At 37.0% G+C, this 18070-nt stretch carries 17 protein-coding genes; 9 read left to right on the top strand and 8 right to left on the bottom strand.

The genetic code is table 11. The features are described 5' to 3' along the window. Positions 1-94 precede the first annotated feature (94 nt). Positions 95-415: a LacI family DNA-binding transcriptional regulator gene (locus tag M3Z76_RS06155; protein WP_293921788.1), complete on the top strand. Its 321-nt coding sequence runs from the start codon at positions 95-97 to the stop codon at positions 413-415. Beyond that, positions 393-731, top strand: coding sequence for a DUF3139 domain-containing protein (locus M3Z76_RS06160; protein ID WP_293921785.1), 339 nt, complete (start codon positions 393-395; stop codon positions 729-731). The genes M3Z76_RS06155 and M3Z76_RS06160 overlap by 23 nt, the downstream gene beginning before the upstream one ends. Positions 732-825: 94 nt before the next feature. On the opposite strand, the gene M3Z76_RS06165 is transcribed toward M3Z76_RS06160, so the two are convergent. Further along, entirely contained in the window at positions 826-1803 is a 978-nt protein-coding gene (locus tag M3Z76_RS06165; RefSeq protein WP_293921783.1) for a dimethylarginine dimethylaminohydrolase family protein, read from the bottom strand. A gap of 131 nt (positions 1804-1934) precedes the next feature. On the opposite strand from M3Z76_RS06165, the gene M3Z76_RS06170 reads away from it, so the two are divergent. From M3Z76_RS06170 to M3Z76_RS06180, 3 genes are all read left to right on the top strand, one after another. Then, entirely contained in the window at positions 1935-2645 is a 711-nt protein-coding gene (locus M3Z76_RS06170) for an SDR family NAD(P)-dependent oxidoreductase (RefSeq protein WP_293921781.1), read from the top strand. Next, positions 2612-3913 carry a class I adenylate-forming enzyme family protein gene (locus tag M3Z76_RS06175; protein ID WP_293921779.1) on the top strand — a complete coding sequence of 434 codons (1302 nt, stop codon included), beginning with the start codon at positions 2612-2614 and terminating at the stop codon, positions 3911-3913. The genes M3Z76_RS06170 and M3Z76_RS06175 overlap by 34 nt, the downstream gene beginning before the upstream one ends. 128 nt (positions 3914-4041) lie before the next feature. Then, the gene (locus M3Z76_RS06180) at positions 4042-4626 is read left to right on the top strand and encodes a LysE family transporter (protein WP_483310145.1); all 585 of its coding nucleotides are present in this window, start codon (positions 4042-4044) and stop codon (positions 4624-4626) included. A 30-nt stretch (positions 4627-4656) separates the two neighbouring features. Here M3Z76_RS06180 and M3Z76_RS06185 read toward each other — a convergent pair whose 3' ends face one another. From M3Z76_RS06185 to M3Z76_RS06210, 6 genes are all read right to left on the bottom strand, one after another. Beyond that, complete coding sequence (locus tag M3Z76_RS06185; protein WP_293921775.1) at positions 4657-5523, bottom strand: ABC transporter ATP-binding protein; 867 nt, start codon at positions 5521-5523, stop codon at positions 4657-4659. Next, positions 5523-7994 carry a hypothetical protein gene (locus M3Z76_RS06190; RefSeq protein ID WP_293921773.1) on the bottom strand — a complete coding sequence of 824 codons (2472 nt, stop codon included), beginning with the start codon at positions 7992-7994 and terminating at the stop codon, positions 5523-5525. Before M3Z76_RS06190 ends, M3Z76_RS06185 begins: the two co-directional genes overlap by 1 nt. A 125-nt stretch (positions 7995-8119) precedes the next feature. Further along, on the bottom strand, positions 8120-8428 hold the full coding sequence (locus M3Z76_RS06195) for a hypothetical protein (protein ID WP_293921771.1): 309 nt from the start codon (positions 8426-8428) through the stop codon (positions 8120-8122). Positions 8429-8735: 307 nt separating this feature from the next. Then, entirely contained in the window at positions 8736-10394 is a 1659-nt protein-coding gene (locus M3Z76_RS06200) for a methyl-accepting chemotaxis protein (protein WP_293921769.1), read from the bottom strand. A 277-nt stretch (positions 10395-10671) separates the two neighbouring features. Further along, positions 10672-11148: a helix-turn-helix domain-containing protein gene (locus M3Z76_RS06205; protein WP_293921767.1), complete on the bottom strand. Its 477-nt coding sequence runs from the start codon at positions 11146-11148 to the stop codon at positions 10672-10674. Positions 11149-11308: 160 nt separating this feature from the next. Next, on the bottom strand, positions 11309-13102 hold the full coding sequence (locus tag M3Z76_RS06210; RefSeq protein WP_293921766.1) for an alpha/beta fold hydrolase: 1794 nt from the start codon (positions 13100-13102) through the stop codon (positions 11309-11311). A 133-nt stretch (positions 13103-13235) separates the two neighbouring features. Between M3Z76_RS06210 and M3Z76_RS06215 the strand changes: the two genes are divergently transcribed. Together M3Z76_RS06215 and M3Z76_RS06220 are read left to right on the top strand one after the other, a co-directional pair. After that, positions 13236-13868 (top strand): hypothetical protein, encoded by a 633-nt coding sequence (locus tag M3Z76_RS06215; protein WP_293921765.1) that lies wholly within the window; start codon positions 13236-13238, stop codon positions 13866-13868. A 144-nt stretch (positions 13869-14012) separates the two neighbouring features. Next, on the top strand, positions 14013-14342 hold the full coding sequence (locus M3Z76_RS06220; protein ID WP_293921763.1) for a c-type cytochrome: 330 nt from the start codon (positions 14013-14015) through the stop codon (positions 14340-14342). A 63-nt stretch (positions 14343-14405) separates the two neighbouring features. Here M3Z76_RS06220 and M3Z76_RS06225 read toward each other — a convergent pair whose 3' ends face one another. Next, positions 14406-15581: a M20 metallopeptidase family protein gene (locus M3Z76_RS06225; protein ID WP_293921761.1), complete on the bottom strand. Its 1176-nt coding sequence runs from the start codon at positions 15579-15581 to the stop codon at positions 14406-14408. Positions 15582-15686: 105 nt separating this feature from the next. Here M3Z76_RS06225 and M3Z76_RS06230 point away from each other — a divergent pair, with 105 nt between their 5' ends. Together M3Z76_RS06230 and M3Z76_RS06235 are read left to right on the top strand one after the other, a co-directional pair. Next, the gene (locus M3Z76_RS06230) at positions 15687-17264 is read left to right on the top strand and encodes an ATP-binding protein (protein WP_293921758.1); all 1578 of its coding nucleotides are present in this window, start codon (positions 15687-15689) and stop codon (positions 17262-17264) included. Continuing rightward, positions 17264-17971 carry a response regulator gene (locus tag M3Z76_RS06235; protein ID WP_293921755.1) on the top strand — a complete coding sequence of 236 codons (708 nt, stop codon included), beginning with the start codon at positions 17264-17266 and terminating at the stop codon, positions 17969-17971. Before M3Z76_RS06230 ends, M3Z76_RS06235 begins: the two co-directional genes overlap by 1 nt. Positions 17972-18070 lie beyond the last annotated feature (99 nt).

Consider the following 18070-nt stretch of genomic DNA (forward strand, 5'->3'; position numbering starts at 1 on the left):
TGTAATTGTTTTTGTGTCATGCTATATTTTTCAACAAGATAGTTAAACGATTAACTTAAACGTTTAACATCTTGCTAGTAAGGAGGTGTTGTTGATGGTTACATTAAAGGATATTGCGAAGCATGCAAATGTTAGCATTTGTACAGTGTCTAAATATTTAAGCTCAAGCATGGTTGTGAAGAAAGAAACCGAGCAAAGAATCCAGCTAGCGATTAAGGAGCTTGGCTATGTACCAAATGTAGTAGCAAAAGCATTGAAGCGAATGGAGACATCCAATATAGCTGTTATTTTACCGAAAATTAATAATCTTTATTACTCAGAGATTACTTCTGGTATTAGTCAAACGTTGGGCAAATATCATTACAATCTGTATATATACGAGGAGGGATATTATGCGGAAAATATGGTTTTTTAGCATTTTATCGCTAACTATTGCTGTAATCATTGTTTGTATTTATATTTACAATATTCCTGGTAGCATGGAAGAAGCTGAGAAAGCATTTGATGAATATTTAAATGTACAAGGGGTAAACAAAGAGAATATTGCTACTAAAGAGATAAAAAAAGATTATAAAATTGGTGGTTATTATTTTGATGTGACGTATAAAGACGAGCCGCCTAACTATCGGTATAATTATTTTTATCAGACTAGCTCTAAACGTATAGTTTTGCTTGTTTTTGATGGTAATAGAGGAATTGATGAAGGGATGAAATATCCCCCAATTAAATAAGTGAAATTAAGAAAAAACGGATGGGGCAAATGCATTTTATTCCATCCGTTTTGATTTTAGCTTTTCAAATAGTAAATACTATCAAAAAAATAGTTTATATTTCATTACGCAAAAGTGGCTGTGTGCTGCAACGGAACGAGCCACCGAAGCTTCTTGAAATTTGAAAATCGATGTATTCCACCGTTATGCCACGCTTTTCAAGCTCAGCGCCAATAAAATCAAATTCATAGTCAGTTATATAGACATGGTCATTAATTGGTAAACCATTTGTCGCAAGGCGAGATGCTTGCTCAAGTGTCACATGAATTTGATCCCAATTTTTAAACTGCTCTGGAATACCGTTTAAAAAGGCTTCCTCGCAAATGATTATTAAGCCCTCACGTACAATGCTTAATGCACAATCGAGATGCAAAATCGTATGGTGCAAAGGCACTTCAATGACTTGATAACCAAAATTGCTCGTTAAATTACTTAACCATTGGACACCGTTACTATTTGAAGCAAGACCAGAATTACCAACATAAATCGTTTGATCTAATACTAATACGTCACCACCCTCTAAAAATGGCCCTTGCTCGGAATCACTGCCTAATGAAATATCAGGCTTTGGAATTGCGATGTACAGACAGCTGTTTTGATTAGCCTCTTCTACTAAGATATGGCGTGCAGGTAGCACCTCATTTCGACGATGTGGGAAACGCAATGAGCCTTCAATGAGCATATTGCCGACTGTGAAGAAAGGGTCACGAATAAAGAAATTGCTGTAGCCATCCTCATAGCCTATTTCCTTTTCATAATCTGTTAGCATACGTGGTAAAAGTACCTCTACACCATGCTTCTCTAAAATCTTTTTTAAATTTGCTCGTTCCTCCTCCCATGCCTTTTGTCTGTCAGGGAAAACCTCTTTATAGTTTTTTCCTTCGACATCTACAGTTTTATATAATGCAATGCTTTCCTCTGTTAAAAATTCCTCGTCTATGCGATTACTAACTGCTGGAAAGGCAAACTCCGATTGTGCTAGCACTACTCTTTGTAATGGTGCAAATTCACTTTTTACAAAAATAGAAGTCATGTATTACTTCCCCCTTAAGTTATATTCGCTAGCTATCGTAAAGTATATAGTAACAATATAGTCAACAGTAAATTTGCGCTATCATACATTAAATAGAAATTATGTTAAAGTTGAAGAAGGGGGGATTGCTTATGCGTTTACAGGAGCAGCGACTTCAGCAGGCAGTACAAGGGAAAACGATATTAATTACAGGAGCGAGCTCAGGCATTGGGCGAGATACCGCCCTGTTATTAGCTCGTTATGGAGCGAAGCTAATAGTTGTCGGTCGCAATGAAGAGCGTTTACGTGATGTGGCTATGCAGACAGGTGCACAAATGTATGTAATGGATTTGCGTGAAGAGCAAAATCGCCAGCAGCTCTGTCGTGAAATCCAGCAATTAGATATTTTTATTAATAATGCAGGTATATCAATTCACCGTTCGATTTATGATGCATTAGAGCGTCCGCATGATTTTAGGCGCACAATGGCTATTAACTATTTTGCTCCTGTTGAGCTAATGCTCCATTTTATTCCATTGCTAGATGCAGCACAAGGACAAATTGTTAATGTTTCAACGATTAATACAAAGTTTCGTCCAATGGCAAAATGGTCTGCTTATCAAGCATCAAAGGCGGCATTTGATACATGGCTACGCGCTGTTGCACCAGAAGTGAAGCACACTGTTTCCACTATTTATTTGCCACTCGTTCGGACACCAATGATTGCACCAACAAAACAATATGAGCGTATGCCAGCGATGTCTAGTGAAGCTGCAGCAAAGCGTATTGCTCGTTTACTATATACGAAAAAGAGGGAGGATCAACCTTGGTGGCTACTATTTCTACGTTACGTGAGACCTTAAAAATTAAAGCTTATTTGCGTATGCCTTTAAGACAGCTATTAATAGCAGTTGTTAAAGAGGGGGTATCAATAAATGCATTGCTCTCTTTTTATGCAAAAAAGCAGCCACATACACCGCTTTTTATTGAAAATCATGTAGTGACAACATACGGACAGTTTTATGATGAAGTTATTTATATGAGCTATGCTTTGTATGAGAAGGGGCTTCGAGCAGGGCAGCGTGTAGGCTTTCAATGTGCTAATAGTGTTAATTTATTACGTGCACTTTTCGCAGTAGAGCGAATTGGCGCAACTGCTATATTGTTACATACGGGCCGCTCTGTGAAGGGGCATTTTGATTTTTTATTTACGGAAGAGATGTTGAAGGATTTACCAACAAGGGCGGCAGCATGCTATTTTCCACGAAGGCAGGGCAAAATTATTGTTCAAACAAGCGGTACGACTGGTGAGCCTAAAGGTGTGCATAGCACGGTGCAAAATGTGTTAGCACCATTTCGTGCATTGCTGGAGCGCATGCATTTTCATACATATCGTTATGTGTATGTCGCAACGCCATTTTTTCATGGCTATGGGCTGGCTTTTTTAACCGCAACGATGGCAGCAGGACACACCATTGTAGTAAGCAAGCGCTTTGATGCAGCATTGCTTGAGATATATCCAATTGAAGCACTGACAGTTGTGCCAACACTATTAGCCCGTTTTCGACCGACTGCAACATTGCGCTGTGTAGCGAGTGGAAGCGCACCGTTGCACAATAGTAAAGGCTTTGATGAGATTTTATATAATTTATATGGCACATCGGAAGCTGGCTTAATTAGTATAGCGACACCAAAGGAGAGAGCGTTGCAGCACGCTACAATAGGCAAGCCGATTGAGGGGTTAAAATTAAGCTATCAGCAAGGCGAATTAATTGTCAATGGCAGACGGACAGGCGATTTAGTAGAGGAAGTAGATGGCTTGCTGTTTATGAAAGGGCGCTTGCATGACATGATTATTTCAGGTGGAGAAAATGTTTTTCCACAGCAGGTTGAGCAAATTATGCGCAGGCATCCGAAAATTATAGATGCAGCAATTATAGGGGAGGCAGATCCGCAATTTGGAGAACGTGTTGTGGCATATGTCATTGCAGTAGACATAGATGAACAAAATATTATTAACTTTTGTAAAGAAAACCTAGCGAATTATGAATGTCCTAAAAAAATTTACTTTGTTGACAAACTACCATACAACGAGCTAGGAAAATTAAATCGTAAGGCTTTATATAGCTAATTGTATAAATATTTGTACGTGTGTATAATTAATAGAAACGGATGAAACGTAGTGTAATATACTTGAGTAAGGAAGTTGAGCATTTGGAGCAGTATTTGAAGTTTTTACTTGTTGGACTAGCAATTGCAATGCCTGTTGGTGCAATCACGGTTGAAATGACGAAGCAGGGCTTAAAAAATGGCTTTTTTCATGGTTGGGCAGTTGGCTTAGGTGGCATGACGATTGATTTACTATTAATCGTTGCGCTTTATTTAGGGTTTGCACAGGTGTTGGCATTGCCTTACGTGCAAATGCCTTTATGGATTATTGGTGCAGTGTTTTTATTTTTACTTGCCTATGACTCAATTAAAAATGCGAATCAGGATATTACGTTGGCTGGAGAAAAGGTCAATAAGTCGCTATGGACAACTTATCGCAACGGTTTTCTTGTTGCGTTATCGCCTGGTAATTTAGTATTTTGGGTGTCTGTTTTTGGAGTCGTATTAGCAGATTCCTATACAGCGCAATCGAGTAGTTTTTTACTAGCGGCTCTGGGGATTCTGACAGGGATATTAGTGCATGATATTGGGCTACTATCGATTGTTTCGGTCACGCGTAGAGTGATGAATCGTAAAATGATTCAATGGACCTCGAGTGTAGCAGGACTATTATTATTTGGCTTCGCATGTTATTTCTTATACCGCTTTTATATGGATATCAGTAATTATATTTGAGGAGAAGGAGGGAGATTCCCTCCTTTTATTTTACACATCGTAAAAATGTCTGTATGCATCCTCTAAGTTTCGCTTACTGCGGTTGACGGATTGAATTTGTACTCCGTTTTTTATTAGCCATTCAAGATATTTTTCTATACTATGTGCAGAATTTGTCATTAAAAGGCTGTCATTCATTTTAAACGGAAGGTAACTATCTTTCATTAGTTCCTCTATATTACCCTGATAAAAAAATGCAATTTCATAGGATGTGCTCATCGTGTCGACAGGGCTATTTGTGAATAGCTCACCATCTTTAATAAACCAAATTGTCTGCGTCAAATCCTCCAAAATATCTAAGTTATGTGTTGAGATAAAAATGCTAATTCCTTGTGAATGAAGAGTGCGAATTAGCTGCTTCAGCTCGATGATGCTCGTTGGATCTAATCCATTAAAGGGCTCATCCATTAAAATAATAATCGGCTTTGTTAATATACTTAAAGCAATGAGTAAATGCTGTCTCATTCCATAAGAATAGGATTTAATCGGCTGATTGACATAGGAACGAATACCAATTAAATCAATCGTCTCTTCGATTTCGGTCTTTTCTAAGTTATAAATATTAGCGACAAAGGATAAGTGATCATAGCCAGTTAAGGACATATATAAGTAATTATCACTTGGTAAAAAAGAAATATATTTATAAAAGTCGGGCTGATTGTTAGCAATGTCATTCACAGTAATTGTGCCATTTTCAATAGCCTCTAATGCCAGTATGGAGCGCATTAGAGTAGACTTTCCAGCTCCGTTTGGTCCTACAAGGCCAATAATTTCTCCTGCATTAATAGAAAAAGAGATATCTTTTAGAACTGTTTTATTTTTATATTTTTTCGTAAGCTGTTTGACTCGTAGTACCATTATGATGACACCTTCCTTTTACTTAAAAGTCCGATGCAGAACAGTAAGCTTCCGCTAATAAATAAAATTGCACTACCATTTAAGAAATTCACTTTTGTATCATTTGCTGCTATAGACTTCCAACCGTCTACAACATTCCATGTATCAAAATAAATGAATGGATTGATATACATGCCATTCATTGCAATATAGTGATCCGCAATAAAATAACCTACAGCTACTACAATGATTGTCATAATAATTGTAGTGTAATGATTTTTCATCCATTTACCAATTAAGCTAAACAAGCTGTTTAAAAAGAATATTTGAGTAAAAATCAACAAGCTGCTTTTTAAAATCAGTGTAGATAAATTTTCAAAGTAAAAATAAGCATCATCAATGACTGAATAGAAATAACCATCATGGAGCTTAGCTGCTGCATAAACTAAAATTGGATAATCAGATTCACCTAAACCTCCAATGATTGTACTAATAAAGAATACAAATACACTACTAATCAGCAGTAGACTATAAGCAATGAGAAGATTATATGCCCATTTCGTTATATAAATAGATGTCATACGAATTGGCTTTGTAGTCAAAAAGTCGATGGATGGATTTGACTGTCGCTCATCAGACATTGATGTCCATAACAGTAGCACGAAAATGGCTAATACGAATAGCATGATATTCCAATTTAAATATTTGTAAACGGCAAACAAACTATTATTTCCATATTTCGTGTTTCTGTCTTGCGTGAGCTGTAAGGCTGTAGAACGTTTATCATCAAATGTGTCGCTATATTTATCAAAATTTGAAATCCATTGATGTCCAAGTGGCCATGCAGTTATTTTTTTTTCATCTAAAATATTTTGCTGTTCTTCAGATGCCATTATAGATACAGTCCATAGGGTGCCGTCTATTTCTTTATATGTTGGAGGATCTAATGACCTCAATGCTTCTCGGAACTTTTCATAAAAGTTAGGTGAACCAATTTCGCTTTTTAAGTTTTCTAGCATAGAATAGCTATCATTCAAACTTTCTACCATAGCAGTATAAGGATTTTCCTCAGGGTCATCTATTTCTTCGCCTGATTGTAGTTGCATTTCCTGTTCCAGTTCAAAATCCTCTTCTGAAGCTTTCCAATTTGTGCGAATTTCGATTATAAAGCTTTGGAAATCTTCAATTGCTTTCAATGCTTTTATAGGTATTGCTTGGAATTGCTGATTCACTACAGCAACAGTACCGCCCATAATACCAAATAGCAGGACAAGTGTTAGTAGGACATGCCCTTTACGTTTCTTTTTCAAATGCTCAAATTGTAAAATCTTCCATTTGTTTTGAGGGTGATATTGTTTTTTGCTAATATGAAAATCAGCTGCTCTAAATGTAATCCATTGTGATTTGATGATTGGATAAGAAATAATAAAGCATAAAATCAGTAAGATGAACATCCATACTAAATAAATAATAGAGCGATCTGTAGCTAATAAATGTGTTTCATATGAGATAAACAAATGTATAGGGTTAGCCATATAAAAGCCATAATGTAGTGAAATGATATAGCCAACCATAAACGGTATAGTTATTAATGCTAAAGTCATGCCTAAAGAAATACGTTGTTTTAGTAAACCAATTGCTAAAATTAATAATAACGCAACGAAAATACCCCAGCTAATCGGAAGAAAAACGAACCACTTCCATACAGGCACCATGATGATAGTAGACCCAACTGCTACTTCAATTGGATAATGAACGGTATTTAGATGCCCAGTGATAAGTGGTGGCAATAATGATAATAGGCTTGCTAGTACTATGTACATAAGGATGCTGAGTAAAAAAGAAATTAAATAACCATAATATGTTGCTATAGGAGACAAAGAATTCACTTTAAAAAAGTCAAATAGCCGATTTTCTCTATCCAATAAATATTTATAGCAAAAAATGAGCAAAAATAGTAAAGCTGTCGCAGGGCTAAATAATAGCTGGAATAGCTGTTTTGTAAACAGTGCAGTATTGTATGGTGTTGCTTGCTCTGTATAGGATAAGTCATGTTCAATTAACTGTTCAATCTTACGTTGTTCAATTTCCAATAAACTTTTACTATTATAAGGAATAGAAACAAGTTGCATATATTTCTCATATTCATTGATATATGCTAAATGTGTTGAAGCAATTTCTAAATCATTTACTTTTAGTTTGTTTGAAATCTCCTGTAAGTACTGTTCTTGCACTAGGAGGCTATCTAGCGATTGACGCTGCTCTTCTGTTAGTCCGACAGCTCTTTCTTTACTAAGTGCTCTGCCAATTAAGAAATCCACTGTAGCTTTTCGATTTTTAAAAGTTTCCTCTAGCTCTTGCTGAGTCGCTCCTGATTGATGGTGATTAATGATAGATAGAGATACAATCAGTAAAATGATTGCGAGTGGTAGTAATAAAGTATATTTGCTTTTAGCGATTTCCTTTATTATAAAACGAACCACATTTTTCATGTATCCACCTCTAGATTTTCAATAATTTATCGTTGTTATTTACAAAATATCCTCTTTAAGCTATATTGTGAGCTTCACAATAATATGATACTTAAAGAGGATATTGAAATTACATAATTTGTAAATTAATCTAATTCAACAACATAGGGATCTGCATAAGGGCCTGCCGAGATATGGCCCTCAAGAATATATCGTCCATATATATCTATTTTGCCGTTGTAATAAATATAGCCTGAATATGTTTTGCCGTTTCTATTTTCAGTTACCCACATAGCTGTTGTGTATGTTGTTACTGTTCTTGAGACGAAAATTGTATCTGCTGCCGGCGTTATTACTGGCTCTAAATTATTAGAGGCTTGAACGCTTGAAAAAGTTGCTGGTATGCTTAATGTGAAGGCTGTAATTAAAACTAACATTTTAAGTTTTTTCATCATTTCCCTCCATACATTGATAATTTTATAAGCTGTATAAAGCTTGTAGTGCAGTGATGAATAATGGCCAAAATTCTCACAATTTTATTTTTCCATATAAAACCTTTTATGTCAAACATAAAATGGGTTGTTGATGTAAAATAGTATAAAAAAACCATACCTATTCTTGCCGATTATAGGAAAATTATAATTTGAAGTATGAACAGGTTAAAATGATAAAACCCGAACAATCGCAAAACACTGTATGAAGTGTTTTGCAAAATTGTTCGGGCTTTATTTTGATTACAATATCTTTATTCAAGCTCTTGCTTTACAATGCAAATTTATCTACTTCTTTTCTTAGTTGCTCAGCAATTATATTTAAATCACGAGCTTTTTCTGATACGATGCCGATGCTCTTTAATTGCTCCTGAGCAGAGGCAGAAACTTGCTCGGCACCAGCAGAGGTTTCAACTGCAGAAGCAGATATATTATGAATAGCACTAATAATTTGCTCCTTGCTTTGATTCATTTCTGCTGAAAGCTGCTGAACCTCACGAGCAACTTCAATTGTTTGATCTAACGCTTCTTTAATCGTATTGAAAATATCGCTAGTATTTGTCGCTGCTTGTGCATTTTGCTCAACAATTTCAATGCTCGATTCTATTTCTGTCACAGCGCTTTTTGAAATTGCTTGAATCGCTGTAATTTTATTTTTAATATCCTCTGTTGCATTAGATGTTTGCTCAGAGAGCTTTCGAATTTCGTCAGCAACAACGGCGAAGCCTTTACCAGCCTCTCCAACTCGAGCGGATTCGATAGAAGCGTTCAGTGCAAGTAAATTTGTTTGTGAAGCGATTTCTGTAATTGTATTAACGATACTCGAAATATCTGAGGATGTTTTATCCACCTCTTGAACGATTGCGCTAACCTGCTGTGATGAGTTGCGGTTCTTTTCTGACCACATTGAAAGCTGTTGCACCGTCCCAACACCTTGGTTGCTTAGATCATCAATTTGCGCTGTCATTGCGGCAATTTTTTCGGTATGCTCAATGACGCGGTCAATATTGCCGGAAAGATGGTCTAATTGCTCAACGCCTTTTTCTGTATCATGTGCTTGCTCTTCTGTTGAATGAGCAATGTCGTTAATTGCTAAGCTAATTTCATCCGTCGTTTGCGCAGTGTCATCAGCGATTTGTAAAAGTGTTGTAGAAGATTCAACTAGCTCATTGCTTGTGCTTTGAATATTCGTTGTTACATCACGCAGTGCAGAGCGCATTGTTGAAATCCCTTTTGCCATTTGTCCAATTTCGTCTTTATACTTTGAAAGATGCTCTAATTCATCGTTTTCGTTAAAATTTAAATTAGCTGTTTGCTGTAGAGTGCCTTCAAGACCTTTCAGTGCTCGAACGATGCGGCTAATGCTCCACCACATAAGTCCACCGATAATTAAAAAGCTTGCAATACCAATAATTATTTGGAAAGTTAAAACAGAGTCAATAATTGATTTAATACCACTTTCAGGAACACCAATGTCGATTACACCGTAAAGCTCGCCATTGTGATAAATAGGCTCCATAATGTCGTATGTCCACATACCTTGGACGTCTGCATAAAATCGAGAAAATTGTTTAACACCTTTTGTCGCTCCGTCAATTGTGTAGTCATCATCATATATTTTTCCTGATTTTTCTACATCGCTATGTGCAACTGCTTGCACATTTTTGTCGATAATAATTGCATATGCAACATTGTCCTGTTGCGCCTTTGCATCTACAAAAGCTTGCAGTGCAGAGATTGCATCTGTTTCAGAATTTAAAATCATCTCAGCTTGTTGCGCCATTTCTAAAACTTGCTCTTGTGCTTTTTCAATGAGAACTTCCTGGCTCTTTGTATTCACAATCCAGACTGCTAAGCCTGCATTAAGTGTTGAGGCAAGTAGTAGTAGTCCTAGTATGAAAAAAAGTAATCGATGTTTAATGCTTTTCATATTGATGGCCTCCTTCTATCAAAATAAAGCCCTAAGTATATCTTCGCAGAGAAAGGCTTCTATTTTGTATCAAAAATACAGAAAAGTATGATTAATTTACTAAACTTATAATTAGTATCGTGTAATGAAATGATAAAGTCAATATAATGGATGTAGAAAAAGCGATTATTATGTCTAAAAGGTAGCATATTAGTAGTAAGTGCATATTAAACTTTTGTTGACGTATTGTAAATTTAAAAAGCTGATTGGGATTTTCAGTTTCCCAACCAGCTTTTAATTAGCTTTCCTTATATGCATTGTTAGAGTAAAAATAAATACTTGTTGTTAAATAAAGTGCGATGGAGAATCCAACAATTAAATAAAATGCTTTCATGTTAAGAGAATTAATGTAGAGAAGGTAGCCTACTATCAATATTGGAATGACAATAAATCTAACAAGTGGATTTGACCATCCCTTTTTGATAAATACACCACCCATTCTAAATGGTAAAAACAAAATACCAAAAAGCAATACACCTAAAATATTTTGTAGCAACCTCATATTTTGTACTCCTTTCGTTTGTGAGACGTCAACAGCATGTAGCTTTGAATTCAAAGCATTTTCCAATAATGTTAAGGTGAGGGGATCTGGAATGCTTTTATCCAACTCCCATTTAGAAATTGTTTGTCTTGTAACAAAAACTTTGTCAGCTAATTGCTGCTGTGTTAGTTGTAGCTCTATCCGTTTGGAGCGAATTTTTTCTCCTAGCTTCATATTGTACCTCCTTGTGCTTTCAGCATAAGCTGCTCTCCCCTTAAAATATAGCAATTGTCAGCATTGCGCACGCAACGATATAAAAAAAGCAACTGAAAGGTTTTTTCAGTCGCTCTTTTAAATGAAAAAATATTTCCTCGGAAATTGTAGATAAATGGTGTTACTTCAAAATGAATGTGGAAATCTTTTCTACAAGTCCCTCTGTTAATGGTAAAGTAGGATTGGCATAAGTTGCTAAGTTTCCTTCACGATCTGCAGGAGCATCCTTTAATACATGATTCATTGTCTCAAAATAGAGAATGTCCGCATCAGGCTTTGCTGTGTGTAAACGTTCGGCATCTGTTTTTGTTATTTGCAAATCATTGCTACCTTGAATAATCAATACAGGTACATCCAGTTCCGCTATTTTTTTAGCTGGATCATAACTTAACCATGATATTAAATATGGTTGTACAGATGGGCGGAATAATGCATATAAATCCTCTGGTACGTCTGCTACTATTTCACCCTTTTTCAGTTGTGTAAGAATCGCTGCGCTTTTTTCGAGTAATGGCTTTGGCAATTGTGCACTTAGCTGCTCTAATAAAATTTCATCGATTGGGCGACCCGCTCCTGCGATAGAAATAATGGAGGAAGCCTTTGTTGTTTGAGCAGCAACAATGCCAACTAATGAGCCTTCACTATGTCCAATTAAGTGAACGCTTGAGAAGCGCGGATCTTGCTCAACAAGCTTTATAATTTGTTCAACATCTTGAGAATAGCTTGTAAAGCGTAAATCACCCTCATCTTTTAATAGTCCTGTATTGTCACCAACACCTCGCTTATCAAAGCGAATCGATGCAATGCCTTGCTGTGCTAAGCCTTCCGCCAGCATTTTTAAGCTATTGTTTTCGCCAGCTATAGAATTACCATCCTTCGTTGTTGGACCAGAGCCAGCAATAATAATAGCAACAGGCACTTTTGTAGTTACATCTTTTGGCATTTCTAATGCTACTTTTAATTGCCCATTTTCAACAGGTACAACTAATTCCTCATATGTGACAACAGGTGGCTCATATGGTGTCAAAATAAGAGGGAATGTCATACCATTTTGTGAAAAGCTTGCTGTAATACGATCTTCCTCAATTTTCCCTTCAATTGTCATCACAGTTCCAGCAAGATCAATAGTGATTTGTAATTGGTTATTATCTGCTGTGATAGCATGAATAGGGTAGCTTGTTAAGCCTTGCGCTGGTACAGAGAAATAGGCTTCACCATTCTCCTCAATTTGTAAAATGACAGATAAAGGGCTTTGTGGAATATCAATTTTTCCAGCCCATTGACCGATTGGCAATGTATCTTCCTCCAATTCACTTTGTAATAGCAATCTTTCTAAAAACAAAGCAAATTGACCGCGTGTTAGTGGCTCATTTAAAGAAAATCGCTCTGTAGCTGTTGTAATGTGGTGACTGCTCAATGCTTGGACATATGGATAGCTCCAATGTGACTCTGATACATCTGAAAAAGAGGTTGTAGCTGTTGCTTGTAAATGGAATGCCTGTGCTAAAATTTTGGCTATTTGGGCACGTGTAACAGGCGCGTTTGGGTTAAAGCTACCATCAGTCTGTCCATCGATTAAGCCGGCTTTATAAGCATTTTGAATTGTTTCATAATAGGAATGCTGTTCTGTAACATCAGTAAAAGTTGTTCCTTCTCGAATAGTAGGGAATTTGATTAAACGTTCTAATATTACAAGTACATGCTGGCGTGTAATAGTATCTTGGGGTCGAAACGTGTTGTCGGAAAATCCTGTAATTGCGCCTTTCTCATATAATAATTGGATAGCGCTTACATAAGGACTTGCAGAGTTAATGTCGTTAAAAATGGCTTTCTCTGCATGCATCGTTGTTGGTGTAACAATAGCAGGGGCAATAGCTGCTGCCGCAAGCACCGCAGCAAAATATTTTTTCTTCATAACTCATACTCCTCTCAATGTTTCTATTTTTATGATAAATGGTTTTTTCATATGTTGGAAGTAAAAGCTATTGATGATTAAAGAATAAAGTCGATATTAATGGAAAGAAAAATTTGCTGAAGGGATGATTAGTGTGAGAATTACGCAAAATAATTTAAATTTAAGCTTTCCAACCAGCATTGTAGCGACGAATCATACAGAAGCAGATGAAGCGAAAAAAGGCTCTAAAACGCACAATGAGCTGACGAAGGAAATGGTGCAGCAAGAAATCTCGCAAATACAGGAAAGCAAAACAAATACAGGGCAAGATAATCCAAAGGCAAAAAGCATTTTAACGAAATTCCACTCAGGTAAAAAATTAACTAGAGAAGAGATGGAATATATACGACAACATGCACCAGCGATGGTTGAACATGTTGAACGGGTTTCGCAGGAGCGCGAAATCGTTGAAAAAAGCATGCGGATGGCACCTTCTAAATCGGATGTCCAAATGGTGGCATTAAGCGCAGCAAATCATATAAGAAAGCAGGCAAAAGGCGATGATGCGATAACGAGAGCAAATCATTTAGCAGATGCCAAGCGTGAGTATGAGAAAACAGATGAGTATAAAGAAAAGCCGAATACCTTATTTGAAAGAGATGTCCACAAGCATAGAAAATATAAGCAAACAAAGAAATCTACTTACACATATGTCGCTGCAACAAATCTTTATGATAAGTTTACACATTCATGGAAAAGGGAAGAGCTCAGTATAAAGAAAAAGTAAGTGCCTGCCCATTGTTTCTATAATGTATGAAAAACAAGGGGGAGGTTATACTTACAGTAATCTTGTTAGTTTAATTCAGCGATTTTTATAGAGGAGCTATGGGTTGCTGAGATGTAGGGTAAAAAATACAAAATGAGGTGTAGGATGATGACAAAACGTTTTATGCATGTAGTATTGGCTGGCGGTCTAGCGGTATTTGGACTGGCTGCATGTGGTGGCGGAGATAAAGCGAAGGAAGAAAAGCCAGATTCATCAACAGATACGGTAGCTACTGGAGAAAGTGTTGCAAAGGCGCAATGCATTGGCTGTCATGGCGGCGATTTAACTGGCGGTATGGGACCTAACTTACATGGCTTAACATTATCTAAAGAGGAAATCGTTGATATTTTAAAGAATGGTAAAGGTGCAATGCCTGCGGGAGCAGCTAAAGGAAATGAAGAAGCAGTGGCAGATTATATTTTAACATTGAAATAATAAAAGGAGGGCTATATGAAAGTAAGCGAACAGCTGCTTTTCATATAGCCCTTGATTATTTTGCTATACTTCCCCATATGCCAGCGCGAAATTTACCATTGCTGCAATCCCATATTGAATTGCTTCATCTTCAAATTCCACTTTATAATTATGCAAGGCACGACGGGTGTTTTCATTGTCGCTACCAGTCCCCATTCTAAACATAAAGCCGGGCACTTGCTCTAAAAAGTAGGCAAAGTCTTCACCGCCCATTGATGGTACAGGCATATGTACGACATGTTCTTCCCCGAGTAGCTCACTCGTTACCTGTTCAAACAATTGCAATAATGGCATATCTGATATAAGAGCAGGACAACCATGCTCATAATGCAACGTTGCAGCACCACGCATACTTTGTGCGGTATGGTGAATGATGCGCTCAATGATGGTAGGCATTTGCTCACGAATTGCAGGATTTGTCGTGCGTACAGTGCCTTTCATAATAACTGTTTCAGGGATAATATTATGTGCCTCCCCGCCATGAATTTGTCCAATTGTTACAACCGCCTGCTCCGTAGGCGGAAGCTCTCTTGATATAATTGTTTGTAGGGAAGTGAGCACATGCCCTGCAATCATAATTGGATCAACCGATTTATGTGGATGTGCGGCATGACCGCCTGCTCCTTTAATTGTAATGGTGATATTATCACATGCGGCAAGCATTGCTCCTTGGCGGATACCTATTTCACCGACAGATAAGTCTGGTGAAGTGTGGAGGGCAACTGCTGCATCTACCTTTGGATTTTTCAATACGCCCGCTTGTAGCATCTCCTTTGCACCACTCATAATTTCCTCAGCAGGTTGGAAAATTAATTTCACATTCACTTTCAATAAATGCTGATTATCAATGAGCATTTTTGCTGTGCCAAGCAGTACCGCAGTATGCAAATCATGTCCATATGCATGCATCACACCTGTATGTATGGACTTATACGGAACAGCGGTTTCCTCCACGATAGGCAATGCGTCCATATCTGCTCGAAGCGCTAGTGTTTTTGTAGCATTCAGTGTTTGAATGAGGGCGACAATACCTGTACCGCTTTCTGCTATTGTATAAGGAATGTCCCATTTTGATAAATAGCTTGCGACAAGCTTCGTTGTTTCGAATTCTTGATTGCTGAGCTCGGGGTGCTGATGAAGATGACGGCGAATAGCAATCATTTCTGCTGCAATTGCTTGTGCTTTGGATAATAAAGACATATGAATCGCTCCTTAGGTTTATAATAGATAAAAATATTATCAGAAATTATAGAATATTTCAAACTCCTGTGGTGTGTAGTAATATTTTGTAAGGAGGATAAATAGATGAAAGCATATTTACAATCACTAACTTTTAAATTGATTTTATTAACAAGTATTTTAATTTTATTCGTATGTATGATTTATATATATTTATTGCAAATACATATTCGAGAAACGACAGAGGAGCAAATGGGGGAAGAGGCGCTAAGCATCGCAAAGGCAATTGCTTCTATGGAAGAAATCGTAGCTGCTTTTGAGGATGCCCAACCAAGTATCCGTATTCAACCGATAGCAGAGAATTTGCGAGCGGATATTGGTGCGGCCTTTATTGTTGTTGGAAATACAGAGGGGATTCGGTATTCACACCCGCTTGTTGAGCAGATTGGTCAGAAAATGGTCGGGGGAGATAATGATGCGGCACTGCTTGATCAGAAATCCTATGTGTCAAAGACAATGGGGGGACTAGGTGAGTCTATTCGTGGGAAAGTGCCTATTATGAAAGAAGGGGAAGTAATCGGTGTCGTATCTGTAGGTTTTTTAACTGATTTCATCGACAGAAAAATTAGCGGTTATTCAAAAAAATGGCTTATATATACTTGTCTTGTTTTAGTAATCGGGATTATAGGGGCAATAGCGATTTCATATTATATTAAACGTTTGCTACACAATATGGAGCCACAGCAAATTGCGAAGCTATATAATCAGCATAAGCTTATTTTAGCAACAACGGAGGAAGGTATTATTGCCACAGACCGACAAAATCAAATTATGACAATAAATAATAGCGCTTACCAGTTAGTGGACACAACTCAAAAGAAACCAATTGCACAATGGCATGGGGAAAGCATCGAGCATGTTTTCACATCACGTGTTGTGCAGCAGGATATAATTCACAATTTAGAATTGCTACTCGGGGAGCATTTAGTTATTTTAAATAAGGCTCCATTAGCAAATAAAGTAGGTTCATTGTATACGTTTAGGAGAAAAACAAATATCCAAAATGTCATTAATGAATTAAAGGAAGTGCGCCAATATGCCAATGCACAACGCGCACAAACACATGAATTTGCTAATAAGCTGCACATTATTTTAGGATTATTATTGCATAAAAGCTATGATGAGGCGATTGAATTTATCAGAGAAGAACGCCAAAATCAAATGGACAATCAGTCATTTTTAAATAGTCAAATGGCATCACCATTGCTGCGTGCATTAATTCAAGGGAAAATGATAGAGGCAGCAGAATTAGGTATTCAATTAGAATTGCGTAATACAGATGTGGCAATACAGTTTACAGAGAAGCAGGAGGGTGCTATTTTAACAGCACTTGGCAATGTATTGCAAAATGCGATAGATATATTAAAAAATAGTCGAGAGGAAAAAAAGCTAATCCAGCTATCTATTATGCATTATAAAACACATTATACGTTTGAAATTCAAGATAGTGGATCAGGAATTGCAGATGCCGTTTATGAACAAATTTTTATGCGTGGTATTTCGACAAAGGAAGGATTCGATAGAGGGCATGGTTTAGCGATTAGTAAACAAGCATTGAAGGAAGTAGGGGGAGAAATTACAGTGGATGAAGGTGATTTATCAGGAGCCTGCTTTATTATAACGATTCCAGTAGAGGGGGAATAATGGTGCATCGTATATGGATTGTTGAGGATGATTTTCGAGTGGCGAAAATTCACCAAGATTTTGTACAAGCGGTAAATGGGTTTTGTGTGACAGAAAATATCCGAACGGGAAATGAGCTGATAGAGAAGCTAGAGCAAGCGGAGCAGCTTCCAAAAATTATATTGACAGACTTATATATTCCTGATGTAGAAGGTAGCAAACTTATCGCACATATTCGTCATAACTATCCATCAATTTATGTTATTGTCATATCGGCAGCAACTGAAATAGAGCTGATTAAAGAAGTATTACATTTGGGCATATTTGATTATTTAATTAAACCATTCGAACAACCGAGGCTAGAGCAGGCGCTCAATAAATATTGCCAAACGACTGCGATATATGAGAAAAGTGCTAGCATCACGCAAGGGGAATTAGATTCTCTCTTTTACAATGGTGTAGCTCCTAAAATAATGGAAGATGAAATATTTGTGAAAGGAATTGATGCACATACATTGCAGATAGTGAAAGATATTTTTGAAAAGGAACGACAACAAGAATTAACAGCCTCTCAGCTAAGTGAGTTAATTGGATCTAGCCGTTCAACAGCGCGTCGCTATTTAGAGTATTTAGTGAGTGAGCAGTTTTTAGAGATGGTATCAATATATGGCTCAGTAGGTAGACCGGAGCGAAAATATGTATACCGTGGAACTTATGAACAAAATTAAATATATGCTATTTATTTAACATATGGTCGTATTATTCTCCTTCTTTATGCATTGTGCTATTTTTTAATAAATAAAATGTGAACAATTTGTGAAGGAGGA

The sequence above is a fragment of the Metasolibacillus sp. genome, from assembly GCF_025291715.1.
GTDB lineage: Bacteria > Bacillota > Bacilli > Bacillales_A > Planococcaceae > Metasolibacillus > Metasolibacillus louembei.